Raw genomic sequence first — 16,791 nt, forward strand, 5'->3', positions numbered from 1 at the left:
GCACAATGGCCTTTGGGCTGTAATTTCTATGCAAAACGGAGCAAAAACGATGAACGCCGACGCAAGGTGGATGCGAAGGCGTTTTCAGGGGATGGTTTACTGACTGCGCAATAAAACTTCGGTGCTGGCGCCAACGCTGTGACGCACTCGCCAAGCCAGCACAAAGGCAAATAGAACACCCAAGGTCAACACACTGAGCATCACGACCTGGCCGAAGCGGTCCAGCACAATGCCAGCAGCAATAGGAACGGCCATACGGGCCAAGGTGAAGATGGTCGACTGCAGACCATAGTCAGACGCATTGCGTTGCCTACGAGTAAAGAACATGGTCAGGCCAAAGAGCAAGGCGGAGACGGCACCCATACTGGCTGCAATCAACATGGCACTTGTTACCAACCAGAACGGCCCCAGTTGCGCCCAGACCGACACCGTCAGCAAGATCAGGGACAGTAAGGCCGCCAGCAAATAGATAGGAATGGCACGGGCGGCTCCTAGGAACGAAGCCAGACGTCCGCCCAGCAAGCTGAACACAGCACCGGTAATGCCACCGGCAATTCCAACTGTCCAGGCCACCTCTTCCAAAGGCATGCCCTGGTCCAGCATCAAGGGTTTCAAATAGAACCAGACCGCGCCGATAAAAGGGAAGCTGGTCAACAAAAGGCTAGTCCACTGCTTGGCCCCTTCCTGGCCGAAGAAGCTAACCCAATCGGCCACAAAACCGGGCTGGGCGTGCTCTGTTTCCGCTGCCTGCAAACCGGCTTTGGAACGCAGAAATGCAAACGGCAAGCAACCTATGACTAGTCCCAATCCCATCAAGGCAAACGGCGCTTGCCAGCCCCATCGGGCTTGCACCAGCACCATGACGCCTGCGCCGACAATCGCCCCCAGAAACAAGGCAGCAGAACGAATACTGCCGGCTCGCAATTGCTCCTCGCGCGGCAAATATTGCACGGCCAATGCATTCAAAGGAATATCCATCCAGGTGGCCACAATGCTGATAGCAAAGGTCAAGGCGAACAACATGGCTCGTTGATCGATCAAGTTTTCACGACCTATGCCCACATACAGCGCCAGCAATAGCACCGCCATCAACCACAGCCAATGCACAAAATGCCCGCCTCCCAGACGGACACGCTGCACTGGCATAGCCAGCAGCAATTTGAAAATGGCAGGCAAAGCCGCCAACTGGAACAACCCGATCTCGGTGCCGGACCAGCCATGCTGACGCATGACCAATGGCATGCCCAGCATCAGGTAAATACTGGGGACGGCTAACACCAGATTCATCCAGCCAAACAGCAGCTGCGCCCCCCACGCTTTCCAAGTCTTCATTCTCATCACCCTTTGCACGCCTTACGCGCAATCAATGCAGTAACGGGCGCAACCGGAAAGCGCACCTCATCAAACTGCTGAACATCATCAAACCCGGCTTGTTCCAGTAATTGAGCCAACTGCCCTTCCGGCAAAACCTGACGGCCTTGCATACGCATGTGTAGGTAATAATGCAAAATTCGCTTGGCCTTGCTGATCTCGGTATGCACTTCGGCGTGACAGCACACCAGCACACCACCAGGGCGCAAGGCACGATGCAGGCGAGCCAGCAAAGCGGGAATGTCCGGCACAAAATGTAGTACCGAAGAGCACCAGATCAGGTCGTAACCCGAGCCGAAATCATCCACAAGCAAATCGCCTGCCAAGGTGCTCAAGCGATTTTCCAGACCCGCCTCCACAATTCGTTGTTGCGCAACGGCGGCCGCGCCTTCGTATTCGAACACCACGCCATGAAGTTCGTGCTGTTGCTGGGCCAATGCAATCGCCACCAGTCCCGGGCCACCGCCCAAATCCAGCAAACGCTGCGCCTGCCAAAACTCCGGCACTGCACCAAAAATTTCACAGGCAACATCTGCAGTCACTGCGCTTTGCTCCTGTGCAATTTGTGCACGCGCCGCCGCGGCCCAACCCTGCTGAATCAGCTTCGGGTCCGCTGGGGGCGTCTTGCCCTTACGCACCAGTTCCTCAAGCTGATTACCCACCTGCCGCAACACGCCATGCCGGAACAACAAGGCATCACCGCAGTAGTCCGTAGAGTTCGGATTGAAATAACGCGCCGCTTTGGGCAAGTTGCGATAGCGTCGCGGATAGGTCCACTGGCACTCCAGCAAATCCAGGCTCCACAACAATTCCAGCAAATAAGCGCTGTTGTCCGGGTCCCACTTCAGGGCAAGCGCAAGTTCATCAGCAGCGATAAACTGATCCAGATGCGCAAACAGACCATGCTCCAAAGCCAGGTTCAAGGCATCTGCGCTCAACCCTGCCAATTGCGCGTCCCAACAGGCTTGCAGAGCATGTGGCTCCAACAATTGCTCTGATAACACAAGCTCTTTAAGCGATCGATCCAGCACTGTTTTCTACCTCCGTAAATTCCACAATGGCCTGTCAATCTGCCATCACCGCTAGAAATGATATATATTTAATGAGAATTATTTGCATTAAGATCTATGCTGAACGGAGCAATTTATATGCGAGGCGCTTTTAGCAGGAGAAATGATGAGCACGCGCAAATTTGGCTATCGCTTAACCACGGATGAACCACGATCATGTCGCGCTTTGAGCGATGGCCGAGTCCGGCTGCAATTACCCGAGGAGCTGGGCCACTGCTATTCCGAATGTGTGGAACTGGAACAAGGCTTTTTATTGGGCCGCTTGCACTATCACCCTAGCCGATCCCTGGTTGAAGAAAGCAACGGCCCCCATGCGGGCCGTGTCATTGTGGTGACCGTGGGTCTACAAGGGCAGTCGGCCTATCAGGGTCGGGAGAGTTCAGATCTGCTTTTTAAAGCGGGCCATACCACGGTGACGGCCTTCCGCTCCCTGCGTGGGGAGCGTCACTATCAAGAGGATGAATCTGTATCGCAACTGCGACTGGTGATTAGCGAAGCGGCCTTGAACAAGTACGTCGGTCCCGAACGGGCTACCCATTTGCTCGATTGCGTGGGATTGCATCGCCTGTCTTTTCAGGCCAGCAGTCAGGCCACCATGGCTCATGCAGCCGCACTGGCACGGTATATGCAGCCATGCAGCCCGGAGCAGCCTATTCACAATCACAGGTTGAATCTGCAAATTCATGCGCTCAGTTTGCTGGCCGAGCAATTCAACCGTCTGGCTCCACCCGACGCCGCCAAAGGCGCCCCCTTGTCTGTGGATGACATTCAACGGGTGGAGCAGGCGCGCAATCTGCTCAGCTCGCAACTGGACCAGCAAATTACCGTGGAGTATCTGGCGACGACAGTAGGCATTAACGAGCACAAGCTCAAAGAAGGCTTCCGTTATCTGTACGACAACACGCCTATCGGTTTGCTGCTGGAGCTGCGTATGCGCAAGGCCTATACGCTGCTGGAATCAGGTCAACAAGTGGCTCAGGCTGCCTGGCAAGTCGGCTACAAGTATCCCAATAATTTCTCCGTTGCCTTTACGCGGTACTTTGGTCGCTCACCCAAATCCATCTTTGGCAACAAACGCACTTAAGCCTTTGTATTTGCGCTGTTTTCGGCCCCTTCCCCCCCAGGGGCCTACCCTTCTTTAAGGGCCGCCCCCTGCGGCCCCCTTCCAGAAAAGTTCCCCTTTTGCTTTGACAAATTCCTGCTATTGCGGCCGTTTTCAGGTCCTGCATAGGAATTGCTCCGTCCCGCATATCAATCTAAGTGATAATTATTCGCATTAATGTCAATAATATCCCCGTGCCTTTCCTCACCATTTGAGACAAGTGGTGAGCTTGGCCAGAGAACGGGATGCCTTTCCCCTACAGATTCTTATTTTTCGCACGGAGCCCTGGTTCGTTTTATGTCCGCCACCCTTTCACCTCTACACAAAAAACACGCGCTTAAGCCGCTGGTATATGCCTTGATTCTGGCCTCCTGGGCCGGGCAGACACAGGCACAAAGCATGGGCAGCGCCCCGCCCTCCTCCCGTCAGGACGAGAGTCAAGAAGACTCGGACCGAGCCACTCGCCTGGACACCATCACGGTGGTCCGGGAAACCCGCGACGAAGCCGGTAAGGCCGATGTATTCGAGAAGGACGTCTCCAATGTGTACGCGGGCAAGGAAGAAATCGAGCTGTACAAGGGCAGCTCTGTGGGCGATTTGTTCAAGGGCTTGAACGGTGTCTATGCGGGGGACTCGCGAAATAGCGGCGCGCTGGACCCGAACATTCGCGGTATCCAGGGTGAAGGCCGCATTCCACTGACGATTGATGGCACAGAACAGGCCACGTCGGTCTGGCTGGGTCCGGCCGGGGTCGCCAACCGCAACTATGTTGATCCCAATATGATCAGCAGCATTCTGGTGGAAAAAGGCGTGTCGGCAACGTCGGGAGCCAGCGGGATTGGCGGATCGGTGCAGATCCGTACGTTGCAGGTGGAGGATATTGTTAAGCCGGGCGAGAGTTTCGGGATTGAATTGAAGGCGGAGACGGCGACGAATTCGACTCAGCCGAATGAGCGTTCGTTCGGAGTATTCGGTAAAGACTACCGAGACATCCCTGGCGCAGTATTTGATAAGGGTGGCACTAACGGCGTCATTCTGCCGGGATCCATTTCGCCAGAACGTATGCCTAAAGAAGGCAATGGCGGCAAGAACTTCAACTTCGAAGACCACTCCTACCGCCTGGCAATCGCAACCAAGCAAGAGAACTTTGACCTGCTAGCCGCATACAGCTACCGCAGTCGCGGCAACTATTACAGCGGTAAAAAAGGTGGCGAGAAGTACGAGCAGGACTCGTGGCAGGAAGATGCCAAGGACGACAAAAGACCGGGCTTCTCATCCCCGAGCATCAGCTACATCGCCAAATATTTCCGCCCTGGTGAAGAGGTTTTGAATACCTCCAGCGAACTGGAAACCACCCTGCTCAAAGGAACGCTGCGTTTACCTCACGATCAAGCCATTGATATGAGCTACATGCGCAGCAACCATACCTTTGGCGAGAGTGTGCCTTGGAACGTGGTCTGGGCTGTGCATGCGCTGGATGGTCAGGGCGAGAAAAAGATTCTGCAAAACGAGAACCCCTATAGCAAGGTCAAACAAGACACCTGGAATCTGAACTACTCCTGGAACCCCGAAGGCAACCGCTTCATCAACTTGAAAGCAGGCGCCTGGATTACCCAAAGCGACAGTGCTCGCCATCAGAACGGTGACGTTATTTATGGCACTCAAGGCGACGGGTGGAATGGTCGGGATAGCGCATGGGATGACTATACGGATTGCCACATCCTGGGCAGAGATCTGCCCATGTGCGCCAAGGTCCCAACGACTCCACCGGATAAAGAATCCAATGCAGATGGTCGTTTCAACATTGTGCCCCGTGCCTTGCAAATTACTGACCACCGTCGCACAGGCTTGAACCTGAGCAATGAAATGGCCTTGCACCCTACTCTGGACTTGAGCTTGCAAGCGGACTTTACGCGCGAAAAGCTAAAACAACATGATGCTTCGGAAAAGCTCGCGCACCTGACTGAACTGAACTGGGGCGTGAATCACATGGGACCGCGTTCAGGCACACGCCAGCAATGGAACTTTGGTTTTAATTTTGACTGGCGCCCTATCGACTGGTTGCAGGTGAATGCAGGCGCTCGTTACAGCGATTACTGGTCGTATGACGACAAGCTGGCCGAGATGCGTAGTCAACAACATAAGGATTGGGCTATTCAACCCGCTCTAACTGGCTACAACTATCAAGTACAGCGTTTGATGACGGACCAAGAGGCGAACGCGTATGAGAACAAGATTATTCAAAGCTTGACGCCAGCCTATGAAAAATACAAAGAAGACTGGCAAACCTGGTATGACTTTGACCCCAGTTTTGTTGATGGCCCCCTCTTGACCCCTGAGGATTTTATGGGTGACCAACTGCAACGAGGGAAGGTCAACGGGTACCGCTACATCGACGAATCAGTTTTTGTACCATCTGGCCAATCACATACCGGTTTTACTGCAAACAACCCCTTCACGAATGGCGAAATCGATACAAGTGAGAAGGTCACCGGTGCCCAGGGCCAAAAAGGCACGGTGGATAAATATATTGCATCGAATTCCAACCGAAAGCCTGTTTATCAAGATGAGTCTGAAATACCGAATAAATGGGAAGAGCCCAAAAAGCAAAAAGATCACGCTTGGGTTCCCCATCTTGGGCTGACTGCCTTTATCACAGACGATATCCGTGTCTATGCACGGTACAACGAGTTTGTCCGCTTCCCTAGTCTGTTTGAGTCCTCGATGGCAATGGCAGGCAGCAGCAAAAGCTCCACAGGTGTCGCTATCAGTCCAGAACACGCCTACAACTGGGAGATCGGCTATGCCCATAACCTGAGCAGCTACTTTCCCAACCTGGACTACGCAGACATCAGGATCAACTACTTCAATAACCGCATCAAAGACTATATAGACCGGGACTGGGACTTCAATGTCGTGCAATTTGCCGAGAAAAAGATGTCCGGCATTGAACTACAAGCTCGGGTGGATAACGGTAAATACTTTGCCAATTTTGGTGGTACGTATCGCCTGAAACAGCAACTGTGCGACCACGACTACGCACAAACCTTTAACCCCATTCCTGGAGCCGCAGGTAGTGGCAACGTACCTAGCTGCGTAGATGGAGGCTTCCCTCGCACTTTTGCCAGAACCAGCCTACAACCCCAGTACTCACTGAATCTGGATGTAGGTGCTCGTCTCCTAGAAAAGAAACTATTGCTGGGCGCACGCGCCGTTTATCACAGTGCAGCCAAAAACAAAGATGAGGGTGCCTTTGGAGCTATGGGCTGGGCCTATAACCGAGCCAACTACTGGAACCCGATCCTGGTCTTTGATGCCTACGCCAGCTATCAGGTGCAGAAGAACCTGAATGTAGACGTGGCGATCAGCAATCTAACCAATCAGTACTACCTGGACCCCATGGCCCGCACCTCTATTCCGGCCCCTGGACGAACAGTGCGCGTCGGTATGACAGCACGTTTTTAAGTTAATCGGTTTTTGGTCGTTTTCGTAAAAACGCCCTTTTTCTTCACTTAATGGAGTTCGTAATGAAAGCAAGTCTGAATGTACAAAAACTGGCTATTGTTTCGGCTTTCCTGCTGGCCTCCACCAGCAGCTTCGCCGCCCCCGTTGCAGGTGGCGCTTCCAAAGGTTTTGTCGTTGCTGACAAACCCTCCACGATGATGGCCATCGGCGAAGCAGGTATCTCCATGCCCGGCACCGATCCCTACACTGCGAACCCAGCCGATCAGTCGGGTGTGGTCAGCTTCAAGAGCGGTCCCATTTGGCAGACAAACCAGGTATTAGGCAATGCAGACGGCCATGGCTATATTGAAATGCCTGCTGGCACGAAAATCTCGGAAACTTGGCGTCACACTATTAGCAGCGGTACTGGTGCAGGCACCCAAATCTACGCTTATCGTCAAATGAACAACCCCCTGACTGGCTACCCACACTTCGGCGGTGAAGTCGTGGCAAAAGTTTCTGGTCAAGAAGTGTATTTTGGTGAATGGGCTCCTCGCGTCGCTAGCCCTAGCCAAGGCAGCAGCACCGACTTGAACATGAACAGCGCAGATCGCACTGTGTTCTACACAGGTGAAAATCCAACCACTGCGATGCCTGCTCTGGTCAATGCTGAATACAACGTTGTAGCCGTACGCAAATACAATCCGGGCACTCAAGGCGGTGTATTTAGCGGCGTTTTGACAGCTAACTACGGCGGTGGTAGCGGTACATTGGCTGGCTCTGTCGGTGGTGTGAACTTCAACGGCACCTCCATTGCTTCCAATGGCCAATTTGCACAAGACTTTAGTGATTCCTCGAAAATTCGAGGCCAATTCTACGGTTCCCAAGCAGAAGCCTTGGCAGGTATTTACTACAACCCAGCCAACGGTGCCAAAGACATGGCCTTCGGCGGTGCCCGCTAATAACGGCTATCTGACAACACCCTAGTGTTGCCATAAGAAAAAAGGGATCGACAGGCTCGATCCCCTTTCTCTCTGGACCCCGCGTCCATCTCCCCTTTTTCTTGCAAGGTTTTCATTCATGCATGGGCGAGCCCTTCCCCTTTTGTGCCTGCTGCTGGCCATGGCATCCAGCGCGGTGCAAGCCAACGACGACGATACGCGCCGACTTCTGAATCAAATCGACCGCAACTTGAACGAACGCGAACGCTCCCATTTAGTGGAAGAAACCCCGCCCGATGTGGACCCGTCGGCCCTGATCACCATCAACGGCACGACCTACAGCGTCGATGCCACGCTAACCGATCTGGAACCGGCCATTTATGTCGCCATCAATCTGCAGCAGTGGGCCAAGGTGGATCAGTTTGTAGAAAAGTATCAAGAGCTGCCCGGCCACAACCCTGCTTTGGTGCAGATGGCACAAGGCATGGTGGCTCGCAGCAAGGGCGATCACGGTCTGGCTATCCGCAAACTACGCGAGGCTCAGGAAAGTGATCCGAACATGATGCGCGCCAAGCTGGAGCTGGCCCGCGTACTGTTCGAGGACTATCAATCCAGCGAAGCCAAAGAACTGTTCAGCCAGATTTCCTCTGCCGGTATTCCAGAAGAAGTACGACCCGTCATTGAAGGCTTTCAAGGTGCCCTGCAAGACCGCAATGCCTGGCACGGTTCTGCCTCGATTGGCCTGGGCTACAACAGCAATATCAATAAAGAAAACGGCCAGGAAGACACCTTCTTCACTTGCTATTTCTTTGGGTGCTTCCCGTCGGTGCGCAAGATGCCGGACCCGATCAAATCCACAGCCATGGTCTACGACCTGACCTTGAATCGACGTTTCCAGCTAAGTGGCAACCATAATCTGCTGGTGCGCGGCATCAGCTACGGCAATCTGTACGACAAGCACAAAGAAGCCGAGCCCAAGGCGACCTACTACAGCGACAACACCAGCATTCTTTACGCGGGCTACAACTATCAGGACGCCAAAAACGACCTGTCGATTACGCCCCTGTTCGAGAACAATTACACCAACCGTCGCACCAGCTATCAGTCCTGGGGTGGGCGCGTGGACTGGAAGCACAATCTTAGCGACCGGCTGCAAGTAGGCGTGAATGCCCAGCACAAGAGCCTGTCCTACAAAGGCGATTTACGGCAGTACTTTGAAGGCACTAAAGAGAACCAGATAGGCTTGTACGGCTCTTATCTGATCGATGCCAAAACCGTGGTCTACGGGGGCCTGAATTACACCCGGAATCTGCAGTCTCAGCAAACGGCACAAAGCCGCAGTTATATGGCGAACCTGGGAATTTACAGAGCCTTTGATGCGGGTTTCAACATCAACGCCACGGCCCTGTACCGGCAGACTCGACACGATGCCGAAGACTTGTTCTTGGGCGGGCTGCGCAAGGACCGCCAACAGATTTATATCCTGAACGTGGGCATGCCACGCTTTGCGTTCAAAGGCATTACGCCCAATCTGTATGTGAAGCACACCTTCAACAACAGCAATATCGACTGGGCCTTCAAATACAAGCAAACCGAAGTCGCGCTGAAACTGGAAAAACGTTTTTAAGATAGCGCCCCACTTGCTTTAGCGGCTTGTCTGCTGCTGCTCCTTTTAAGCCTCCAACGCTTAAGCCGACAGGAGATCTGACAGGTATCTCTTTTTAATAAAAGCGAACGCTGGGTTGCCTGTAAGAAAAGGGGCTCCAATAACACTGCCACCGTTCTGTGCGAGGGCTCAACGCCCAGCCACTCCTTATGGATACGCCCGTTCCTGTGAAGCTGATCCGGGAGTCAGGACTACACGGTCTTGTTCTCCCCAAGACCGGACAAAAAAAACCACAAAATTTGCCAAGTGAAAGCCCGGTTGACCATAAGCCGGGATATAGTCGAGCAATCGATTTTCCTTAGCAGACAGAACACTTATCCCTTGGAGTCTCTCCTCATGCTTGGCCAAGAAAAAGAAACTCGCTCTGATACCAGCCCGCAAGACAGCGCCTTTCTGGAAGAAAAAGCCTTCCGCGCCCGTACTGTGCTGGTCTTTGGCACCATCACGGATAAGCTCGCCTCGGAGACCGTGCGCAAGCTGCTGGCACTGGATGCCGAGTCCGACGCCCCCATCACCATGATCGTGTCCTCGCCCGGAGGCCACCTGGAATCGGGCGACGCCATCCATGATGTGGTCCGTTTCATCGCCTCGCCCGTCACCATGGTAGGTACGGGCTGGGTGGGCAGTGCGGCCACTCACCTGTTTCTGGGTGCTGCCCGCGAACGCCGTGTTTGCCTGCCGCAGACCCGCTTTCTGATTCACCAGCCCAGCGGTGGCGCCGGTGGTCAGGCCAGCGATATGGCTATTCAAGCTCAAGAAATCATGAAGGCTCGCGAGCGTATCGCCCAAGTTATCGCGCGCGAAACGGGTCAGCCCATTGAACGTGTGCGTGATGATATCGAGCGCGACAAATGGATGGGTGCCGAGGAAGCCATTGAATATGGCCTGATCTCGCGCATTATTGAGCGACGCACCGAGCTGCTGCCCACCAGCAAATAAACACCATTGGAAAGCCCCATCATGCTAACTATTCTTGGCAGACAGTCCTCCATCAATGTGCGCAAAGTCATGTGGACCTGCGCGGAACTGAATCTGGAATTTGAGCGGCAAGATTGGGGCATGGGTTTTAGAGACGTCAATACGGACGAGTTCCGGGCGCTGAATCCCAATGCCAAAATCCCTGTCTTGCTGGATGGGGATCGGGTCTTGTGGGAGTCCAATACCATCATGCGTTACCTGGCTAATCGCCAGGGCTCCCACACTTTGTATCCGCAAGATGCCTGGCAACGCGCCCAGGTGGATCAATGGCTGGACTGGCAGGCCAGCGAACTGAGCCCAGTATGGACCTACGCTTTTTGGAGCTTGTCCCGGCAATCTCCTAAGCACCAGGACGCAGAACAAATCCAGACGTCCTTGACCGCCTGGACACGCGCCATGTCCATTTTGAATACGCGGCTGGAACAGACACCCACCTATGCCACAGGTCCGGATTTCAGCTTGGCTGACATCATTCTGGGTCTGTCCATTCACCGTTGGTTAAATACACCCTTTGACCGCCCGGTGTTTGAAGCTGCTCAGGACTATTATCATCGCGTGGCCGCACGGCCGGCCTTTATAGGGCAATGTGCTGGCTTTCCTTAAGCGGTATTCTGCCTGTCTCAGCATGACAAAAACCGCGCACTGTGTTCGTGGTTTTTTTATGGGCGACGAAACAATCAGTCCTTGCCCTAGCTCCCCTTTTTTAAGCCCGAGATATAAAAAATGGACGAAATCATTCGAGTAGGCTGCGGTGCAGTCATTATGCAAAACGGCCAAATCCTGCTGCTCCAGCGGGTGCGTGCGCCAGAAGCCGGGCACTGGGGCATACCCGGCGGCAAGGTGGATTGGATGGAAACTCTGGAACAAGCCGTAAAACGGGAAATTGCTGAAGAAGTGGGTTTGCACCTGGACAAGCTGGAGCTGCTAGTCAATGTGGACCAGATAGACGCGGATCGGGCCGAACACTGGGTGGCTCCGGTCTACCTGGTCAAATCCTTTACCGGTCAGCCAGTCATACAGGAACCTGAAAAACACAGCGATATGAACTGGTTTGACCTGGACACACTGCCGCAGCCCTTGACCCTGGCAACTCAAGTCGCTGTAGCAACGATTCAAGGCATTAAAACCTGAGTTTACAAGGCCCAGCCTCACTACGATTAGGCCCCATATAAGGACTTAATCCCTCATCAGGCAGCAGCCAGTTTTGTAATATACTTTTTCGCATGCACGCCCTAGGTCCCCGTTTCGTTCGTCGCGAAATCCGAGTCTGGCAACTTCTGTTTTGCCTGGCTCTGCTGGCCTACGTCTGTCGCGCCATTATCCCGGCAGGCTATATGCCGACCCGCTCGGCACAAGATAATGGCTTTGCCATTACCTTCTGTACGGCGGGCAATCCGGCCAGTACGCTCTGGATTGATCTGCTGGGCCACGATACACAGCAGGACTCCGATCACCACCCAAACCCGCAAGATTGTCCATTTGGCATTGCGGCTTCGTCCGCCTTATTGCCTACGCAGGATGTCCCAGCCCTGATCAGCCTGATTGCGTATCGACCTGTTTTGCTGGCCGAAATCCAGCAGACCTGGTCTACGCCTCCTGCTCGGGGCCCACCTTTAGGCTCACGCGCCCCGCCCCCCCACCTCGCTTGATACGTCCGGATAGCCGTCCCTGACGGCCCCTGTTTTTTCTATCTCGCCGAGGTTTTTCATGTCGATTTCTGCTCCCTCTTTCCGTGCCGTTCTGGGCATGGCTGCTGTTCTGTTCACTTCTTCTGCCCTTGCACACGTTTCTTTGCAAACCAAGCAAGCCCCGGTAGGCAGCAGCTACAAGGCTGTTCTGACTGTACCGCATGGCTGCAAGGGCTCTGCCACTACTAAAATCCGCGTCCGAATTCCTGAAGGTGTGGTCGGTATCAAGCCGCAGCCCAAAGCAGGCTGGACCCTGGAAACGGTGAAAGGCGACTACAAACAGCCCTACACCCGCTGGGGGGCCAAGGTCAGTTCGGGCGTTCAGGAAGTGGTCTGGGCCGGTGGTCCCTTGCAGGACGAGCACTACGACGAGTTCGTGTTCATCAGCTATCTAAGCGACGAACTCCAGCCCGACAGCACACTGTATTTCCCGGTCATCCAAGAGTGTGAACAAGGCGTAGAGCGCTGGATAGACCAAGCCGCTACCAATAAAAAAGACGCGGCAGACCATTCGGATGCACCCGCCCCCAGCGTGCAATTGCTGCCCAAGCCTTAACCGTACAGGCCACGGATGCGCGTCTTTGGCGCGCATCCACCTGAAGGAAACCTTATGCAAACGCAGATCATGCGTCGCGCTCCCCTGTCCACCAGCTTGCCCAGACTGATCATCGTGTTGATGACCTTCATCTTGCTGGTCTGGGCTCCCCGGCTTTACGCCCATGCATCCTTAATTGCCAGCACGCCCAATAGCAGTGCTGTCTTGCAGGACGCTCCCCACAACGTCACCTTGAGCTTTAACGAGTCGATATCGCCGCTAGTCATGAAGCTGATCCGGCCCGATGGCTCAACCGAAGATTTAAAAGAGCCTCTAACACAGAACAATGCATTGGAACTGGCCCTGCCTGCCTTGGACGAGCACGGCACCTACGGAGTCAGCTGGCGGGTCATCTCGGCCGATGGCCATCCCGTTGGTGGCACACTGACCTTTTCCCTCGGTATGCCCAGCGCCCAAACGGTGGATAAGCGTAGCGGCGATCCGCTCAGAAATAGCGTGATCTGGCTGGCCCGTCTTTTGGGCTATCTGGGGCTATTTACCGGCATAGCTTGGACGGTTTATAGATCCCAGATTCCGTCCACAGGCACACTACCCGCGCCAGCAAGCCGATTCGTCCTCTCTGCTTTAGCCTTGGGTGCAGGGGCCGTTTTACTGAACCTGGGACTAGTGGGCGTAGATGCTCTGGATTTACCGTTATCGGCTTTGTTCAACAGCATAGTCTGGAAAACGGCTGCCACAACGTCGATGGGGCTTGCTGCGGTATTGGCTTGGCTTGCCGTGCTCTGTGCGGCTCTATCCTGGAAAATGACTCATCGGCTCAGCTACACCCTACTGGCGATCTTGGCACTGTTCTTATTGGGTGGCTCTTTGGCGGCCAGTGGCCATGCCAGCACAGCCGAGCCGGTCTGGCTGGCTCGGCCCAGCGTCTGGTTGCATATCATCGCCTTAACGCTGTGGATTGGAGCTTTGCTGCCTTTGGCTTTTGCACTAAAGCGGGGCCAAGAATCCCAATTACTAGCCCGGTTCTCGCGCCTGATTCCAGCCGCTTTAGTCCTATTGCTAGGCAGTGGTGCCACACTGATTTATGTTCAATTCGACCAAGTCTCGTCTCTATGGCAAAGCGCGTACGGACAGGTTCTAAGCGTCAAACTGCTGTTGGTCACTTTACTGTTGGGATTAGGGGCTTACAACCGCTACCGCCTAAGCCGGGCAGTGCTGAATCAGCAATCCGAGGCCCGGTCTCGCATGCTGCGCATCGTCAAAATGGAATACCTGCTGGTGGTGCTGATTCTGGCGGTTCTGACGTTGTGGCGTTTTACGCCGCCACCACGCGCATTGGCACAAGTTCCCACACCTAGCATTTCTGCTCATATCCATACGGATGCGGGCATGGCGGATCTGGTTTATACCCCGGCCAGTCCACCGCAGGCGGCCACACTGAAACTCTCATTATTTGAGCCCGATTTCAGCCCCTTAAAGGCACAAGAAGTTGAGGTGATCTTTACCAATCCACAAGCCGGTGTCGAATCCATTACCTTCCCCGCCCATCCCCAGTCGCCACATCAATGGGAGATCAACCCTATAGAGCTGCCTCATCTTGCCAGCTGGGACATTCGGATTCAGGTGCTGATTTCAGACTTCGAACGCATTCGTCTGGACACCACCTTAGAGCTTCAAACTCCCACACCCTGATCACAGCACACTGATCTGCTCGCCTGATATGAGTTCATCAACCTTGACCCTAGTGCACGTCCAGCCATCTATAAAAGCACCAATGGCGGAGGGATACTTGCAGCCCCTATCGCGCAGTAAAGATACGGGCCGCACTAGCCGTTCTAATGCACCGACAGACACGTTAACAGCTTATCCAGAGCCTGCTGATACAGCCCCTCCAGACTCTGCCCATCCGCCGTAGCAGACACTGGCAGCCCGCAACCGTGGACATGATCGACCAAAATAGTCAGCCATAGCTCCGCTTCCGGGGTGATGGATGCTAACAGCAGGCGCAAACGATCTGTAATCTCTCGAGTTACCCCCGCCAAGGCTTCGGGTACTGCAAAAATTGCCAAAGTCAGATTAGGATGACGGCAAACGGCCTGGTGGTAGCGTAGCAAGATCATCCGCAGCTCGGCCTGCCTGTCTTGCTCCTGATCCACCCCGTCCAGCACCTGGGCATACACCCGATCCGACAAAGCACGCAGCAAACCCGCTCTGTCTGGCACGTGGTTATACAGGCTCATGGGAGTGACGCCCAGACGGGACGCCAAAGCCCGCATGCTCAAGCCTTGCTCGCCGCCCTCGTCCAGCAGCGCCAGCCCGGCAGTCAAAATGTCCTTCAGCGTCAAGCCAGTTCCCCCCGCCGGACGCCCTCGTCCACGACTCATGATTTACGCTGATAGCGAGACTGCACTAAACCGGAAGGAAAGCTCTGGCTGGAAACCAAGCTCCAGTCCATCTCCTGATTCACACTGCCAAACAAGCTGCGACCTTCACCGATCAGAACAGGCATGGTGGACAGAATCATGTCGTGAACCAAACCTGCACGTAAAAAGGACTGGATAATTTGGCCGCCATCCACATAGATACGTTGCCGATTTTCCGCCGCCAGTTGCTCCATCACTTGTTCGGGTGTCTGTTTGGAGAAGCGGACTTTACCTTGCAAGTATTCAGGAACGGGGGTGTCGGCTAACTGTTTGGACAAGACCACCAGCGGCAAGTCGTAAGGCCAGACGTCAAAAGACAGGACTTTTTCGTACGTCCCGCGCCCCATGACGACCGCATCTTTGTCGGCAATAAAAGCAGAATAGCCATGGTCCTCGGCAGGATCACTGCGTTCCAGCAACCAGGCGATATCACCATCCGGTTTCGCGATGAATCCATCCAGACTGATGCCAATGAAAACGTGTGCAGTGCTCATCATCTACCCTTTATATATACGATGTATATTTTATAGATAAATTCGTCCTTGGACACTAAAATCTGACAAGCACTACGATCAAGTCAAAAAAAATTTTGCTTTCACTCACGAACAAAAAGGCCGCCTTCACGCTACAAAATCGACTTAACAGAGAAACAGATACGCTGTTTAAGGCGTCAAGAAACGGCTGGCCTCCACACGTGCCTCCCCTTCGTCAAAGACAAAGGCAAAACGTAGTCCAAGCACTCGCCCCAAGGTATGTTGCGCTAAACGGGCTGCCGCCGGAATGGCTCGTCCTTGCGTAATCACGACCATACCGGCGCATAAATCCTTCAAGCGTTGCTTGTTGTGCTTGAAAAACAAAGCCCGCTGCTTGCGATCCTCGTGGCTTTCTTCCTGGTTACGATCTTCACCACCCAGACGCTCGGTCAACAAGACAAAGCGCTGGCCCCGGTTCAACAAAGCCTCCAGTTGATCTTGGGTCTGTTGCGACGTGTGTTCCTGCTCGTGTTCTCTTAAAAACACCAATGGGAACTGGGTATCATCCACTTGCATGACGTTCTCCTTGCTATCAATAAAGACAGCCTGCGTCAAAGCGACGGGCACCCACACTTGGGGCACGCCCGAAGGCATGCATCAAACCACTAGGCACATAGAGCCAAGCGGTATCGCGCAATAAATACGGTCGGACCGTTGCGCCATCATTTCTCATCACAGCCGGGACTCCACAAAATCACGCAGTTGAGGGTCGCGGATTTCCAGCGTATCGAACAAGCCCAGCGCTTTTAAAGCGGGCAAGGCGGCCAGAATATCGTTCAAGGCATGCTGGCGTTGAGCGTCGCTGACATCCGCTTGGCGCAGCACCGCTGCATTATGCAAAAACGCACCCACCGTTCCTTTGCGGATCGTGGTGCCGTCAATCTGAACGTCATTGGCATGGTCAGGGAGAATGTCTTGTGCTTGCATCAGTAGCTCCTTTATTCATCAGGGCTTTCAGTGTAGGCAGAAAGGTTTTGGCGGCTGTATACTTCATCGGTCAATAAATATCAAAATAAGGC

General features: G+C 54.1%; 17 protein-coding genes. 10 read left to right on the forward strand and 7 right to left on the reverse strand.

All coding sequences use genetic code 11. The features are described from left to right. Window positions 1-96: 96 nt before the first annotated feature. Both IE156_RS13385 and IE156_RS13390 read right to left on the reverse strand, forming a co-directional pair. Entirely contained in the window at window positions 97-1,332 is a 1,236-nt protein-coding gene (locus IE156_RS13385) for an MFS transporter (protein ID WP_229841328.1), read from the reverse strand. Between the two features lie 5 nt (window positions 1,333-1,337). Then, window positions 1,338-2,402: a class I SAM-dependent methyltransferase gene (locus IE156_RS13390; protein WP_229841330.1), complete on the reverse strand. Its 1,065-nt coding sequence runs from the start codon at window positions 2,400-2,402 to the stop codon at window positions 1,338-1,340. A 145-nt stretch (window positions 2,403-2,547) separates the two neighbouring features. Between IE156_RS13390 and IE156_RS13395 the strand changes: the two genes are divergently transcribed. The 10 genes from IE156_RS13395 (at window position 2,548) to IE156_RS13440 (ending at window position 14,508) form a co-directional block, all read left to right on the forward strand. Further along, the gene (locus IE156_RS13395; RefSeq protein WP_189393053.1) at window positions 2,548-3,525 is read left to right on the forward strand and encodes a helix-turn-helix domain-containing protein; all 978 of its coding nucleotides are present in this window, start codon (window positions 2,548-2,550) and stop codon (window positions 3,523-3,525) included. 315 nt (window positions 3,526-3,840) lie between these two features. Next, window positions 3,841-7,008, forward strand: coding sequence for a TonB-dependent receptor domain-containing protein (locus IE156_RS13400; RefSeq protein ID WP_189393054.1), 3,168 nt, complete (start codon window positions 3,841-3,843; stop codon window positions 7,006-7,008). Between the two features lie 62 nt (window positions 7,009-7,070). Beyond that, window positions 7,071-7,949 (forward strand): Slam-dependent surface lipoprotein, encoded by an 879-nt coding sequence (locus IE156_RS13405; protein ID WP_189393055.1) that lies wholly within the window; start codon window positions 7,071-7,073, stop codon window positions 7,947-7,949. A 118-nt stretch (window positions 7,950-8,067) separates the two neighbouring features. Continuing rightward, entirely contained in the window at window positions 8,068-9,555 is a 1,488-nt protein-coding gene (locus tag IE156_RS13410) for a surface lipoprotein assembly modifier (protein ID WP_189393056.1), read from the forward strand. A gap of 375 nt (window positions 9,556-9,930) precedes the next feature. After that, complete coding sequence (locus IE156_RS13415) at window positions 9,931-10,533, forward strand: ATP-dependent Clp protease proteolytic subunit (RefSeq protein ID WP_189393057.1); 603 nt, start codon at window positions 9,931-9,933, stop codon at window positions 10,531-10,533. 21 nt (window positions 10,534-10,554) lie between these two features. Then, on the forward strand, window positions 10,555-11,175 hold the full coding sequence (locus tag IE156_RS13420; protein WP_189393058.1) for a glutathione S-transferase family protein: 621 nt from the start codon (window positions 10,555-10,557) through the stop codon (window positions 11,173-11,175). A gap of 120 nt (window positions 11,176-11,295) precedes the next feature. Beyond that, window positions 11,296-11,703, forward strand: coding sequence for an NUDIX hydrolase (locus tag IE156_RS13425; protein WP_189393059.1), 408 nt, complete (start codon window positions 11,296-11,298; stop codon window positions 11,701-11,703). A 92-nt stretch (window positions 11,704-11,795) separates the two neighbouring features. Next, window positions 11,796-12,221 carry a DUF2946 family protein gene (locus IE156_RS13430; protein WP_189393060.1) on the forward strand — a complete coding sequence of 142 codons (426 nt, stop codon included), beginning with the start codon at window positions 11,796-11,798 and terminating at the stop codon, window positions 12,219-12,221. Between the two features lie 58 nt (window positions 12,222-12,279). Further along, on the forward strand, window positions 12,280-12,816 hold the full coding sequence (locus IE156_RS13435) for a YcnI family copper-binding membrane protein (protein WP_189393061.1): 537 nt from the start codon (window positions 12,280-12,282) through the stop codon (window positions 12,814-12,816). Between the two features lie 54 nt (window positions 12,817-12,870). Beyond that, window positions 12,871-14,508, forward strand: coding sequence for a copper resistance CopC/CopD family protein (locus tag IE156_RS13440; RefSeq protein WP_189393062.1), 1,638 nt, complete (start codon window positions 12,871-12,873; stop codon window positions 14,506-14,508). A gap of 143 nt (window positions 14,509-14,651) precedes the next feature. Here IE156_RS13440 and IE156_RS13445 read toward each other — a convergent pair whose 3' ends face one another. The 5 genes from IE156_RS13445 to IE156_RS13465 form a co-directional block, all read right to left on the reverse strand. Beyond that, window positions 14,652-15,200: a TetR/AcrR family transcriptional regulator gene (locus IE156_RS13445; RefSeq protein ID WP_189393063.1), complete on the reverse strand. Its 549-nt coding sequence runs from the start codon at window positions 15,198-15,200 to the stop codon at window positions 14,652-14,654. Continuing rightward, window positions 15,197-15,733, reverse strand: coding sequence for a dihydrofolate reductase family protein (locus IE156_RS13450; RefSeq protein WP_189393064.1), 537 nt, complete (start codon window positions 15,731-15,733; stop codon window positions 15,197-15,199). Before IE156_RS13450 ends, IE156_RS13445 begins: the two co-directional genes overlap by 4 nt. Window positions 15,734-15,901: 168 nt before the next feature. Then, on the reverse strand, window positions 15,902-16,288 hold the full coding sequence (locus IE156_RS13455) for a hypothetical protein (RefSeq protein ID WP_229841332.1): 387 nt from the start codon (window positions 16,286-16,288) through the stop codon (window positions 15,902-15,904). Window positions 16,289-16,304: 16 nt separating this feature from the next. Next, entirely contained in the window at window positions 16,305-16,448 is a 144-nt protein-coding gene (locus IE156_RS13460) for a hypothetical protein (protein ID WP_189393546.1), read from the reverse strand. Further along, complete coding sequence (locus IE156_RS13465) at window positions 16,445-16,699, reverse strand: hypothetical protein (RefSeq protein ID WP_189393066.1); 255 nt, start codon at window positions 16,697-16,699, stop codon at window positions 16,445-16,447. The genes IE156_RS13460 and IE156_RS13465 overlap by 4 nt, the downstream gene beginning before the upstream one ends. Between the last annotated feature and the right edge of the window lie 92 nt (window positions 16,700-16,791).

Origin of the sequence: Alcaligenes pakistanensis, from assembly GCF_014652815.1 — a bacterium.
GTDB lineage: Bacteria > Pseudomonadota > Gammaproteobacteria > Burkholderiales > Burkholderiaceae_B > Alcaligenes > Alcaligenes pakistanensis.

Excerpts from the sequence above, each read along its gene's own strand:
- IE156_RS13440 (WP_189393062.1), top strand. The coding sequence starts at position 12,871 with ATGCAAACGCAGATCATGCGTCGCGCTCCCCTGTCCACCAGCTTGCCC.
- IE156_RS13405 (WP_189393055.1), top strand. The coding sequence starts at position 7,071 with ATGAAAGCAAGTCTGAATGTACAAAAACTGGCTATTGTTTCGGCTTTC.
- IE156_RS13410 (WP_189393056.1), top strand. The coding sequence starts at position 8,068 with ATGCATGGGCGAGCCCTTCCCCTTTTGTGCCTGCTGCTGGCCATGGCA.
- IE156_RS13400 (WP_189393054.1), top strand. The coding sequence starts at position 3,841 with ATGTCCGCCACCCTTTCACCTCTACACAAAAAACACGCGCTTAAGCCG.
- IE156_RS13385 (WP_229841328.1), bottom strand. The coding sequence starts at position 1,332 with ATGAAGACTTGGAAAGCGTGGGGGGCGCAGCTGCTGTTTGGCTGGATG.
- IE156_RS13455 (WP_229841332.1), bottom strand. The coding sequence starts at position 16,288 with ATGCAAGTGGATGATACCCAGTTCCCATTGGTGTTTTTAAGAGAACAC.
- IE156_RS13445 (WP_189393063.1), bottom strand. The coding sequence starts at position 15,200 with ATGAGTCGTGGACGAGGGCGTCCGGCGGGGGGAACTGGCTTGACGCTG.
- IE156_RS13430 (WP_189393060.1), top strand. The coding sequence starts at position 11,796 with ATGCACGCCCTAGGTCCCCGTTTCGTTCGTCGCGAAATCCGAGTCTGG.
- IE156_RS13415 (WP_189393057.1), top strand. The coding sequence starts at position 9,931 with ATGCTTGGCCAAGAAAAAGAAACTCGCTCTGATACCAGCCCGCAAGAC.
- IE156_RS13450 (WP_189393064.1), bottom strand. The coding sequence starts at position 15,733 with ATGAGCACTGCACACGTTTTCATTGGCATCAGTCTGGATGGATTCATC.
- IE156_RS13435 (WP_189393061.1), top strand. The coding sequence starts at position 12,280 with ATGTCGATTTCTGCTCCCTCTTTCCGTGCCGTTCTGGGCATGGCTGCT.
- IE156_RS13425 (WP_189393059.1), top strand. The coding sequence starts at position 11,296 with ATGGACGAAATCATTCGAGTAGGCTGCGGTGCAGTCATTATGCAAAAC.
- IE156_RS13395 (WP_189393053.1), top strand. The coding sequence starts at position 2,548 with ATGAGCACGCGCAAATTTGGCTATCGCTTAACCACGGATGAACCACGA.
- IE156_RS13420 (WP_189393058.1), top strand. The coding sequence starts at position 10,555 with ATGCTAACTATTCTTGGCAGACAGTCCTCCATCAATGTGCGCAAAGTC.
- IE156_RS13465 (WP_189393066.1), bottom strand. The coding sequence starts at position 16,699 with ATGCAAGCACAAGACATTCTCCCTGACCATGCCAATGACGTTCAGATT.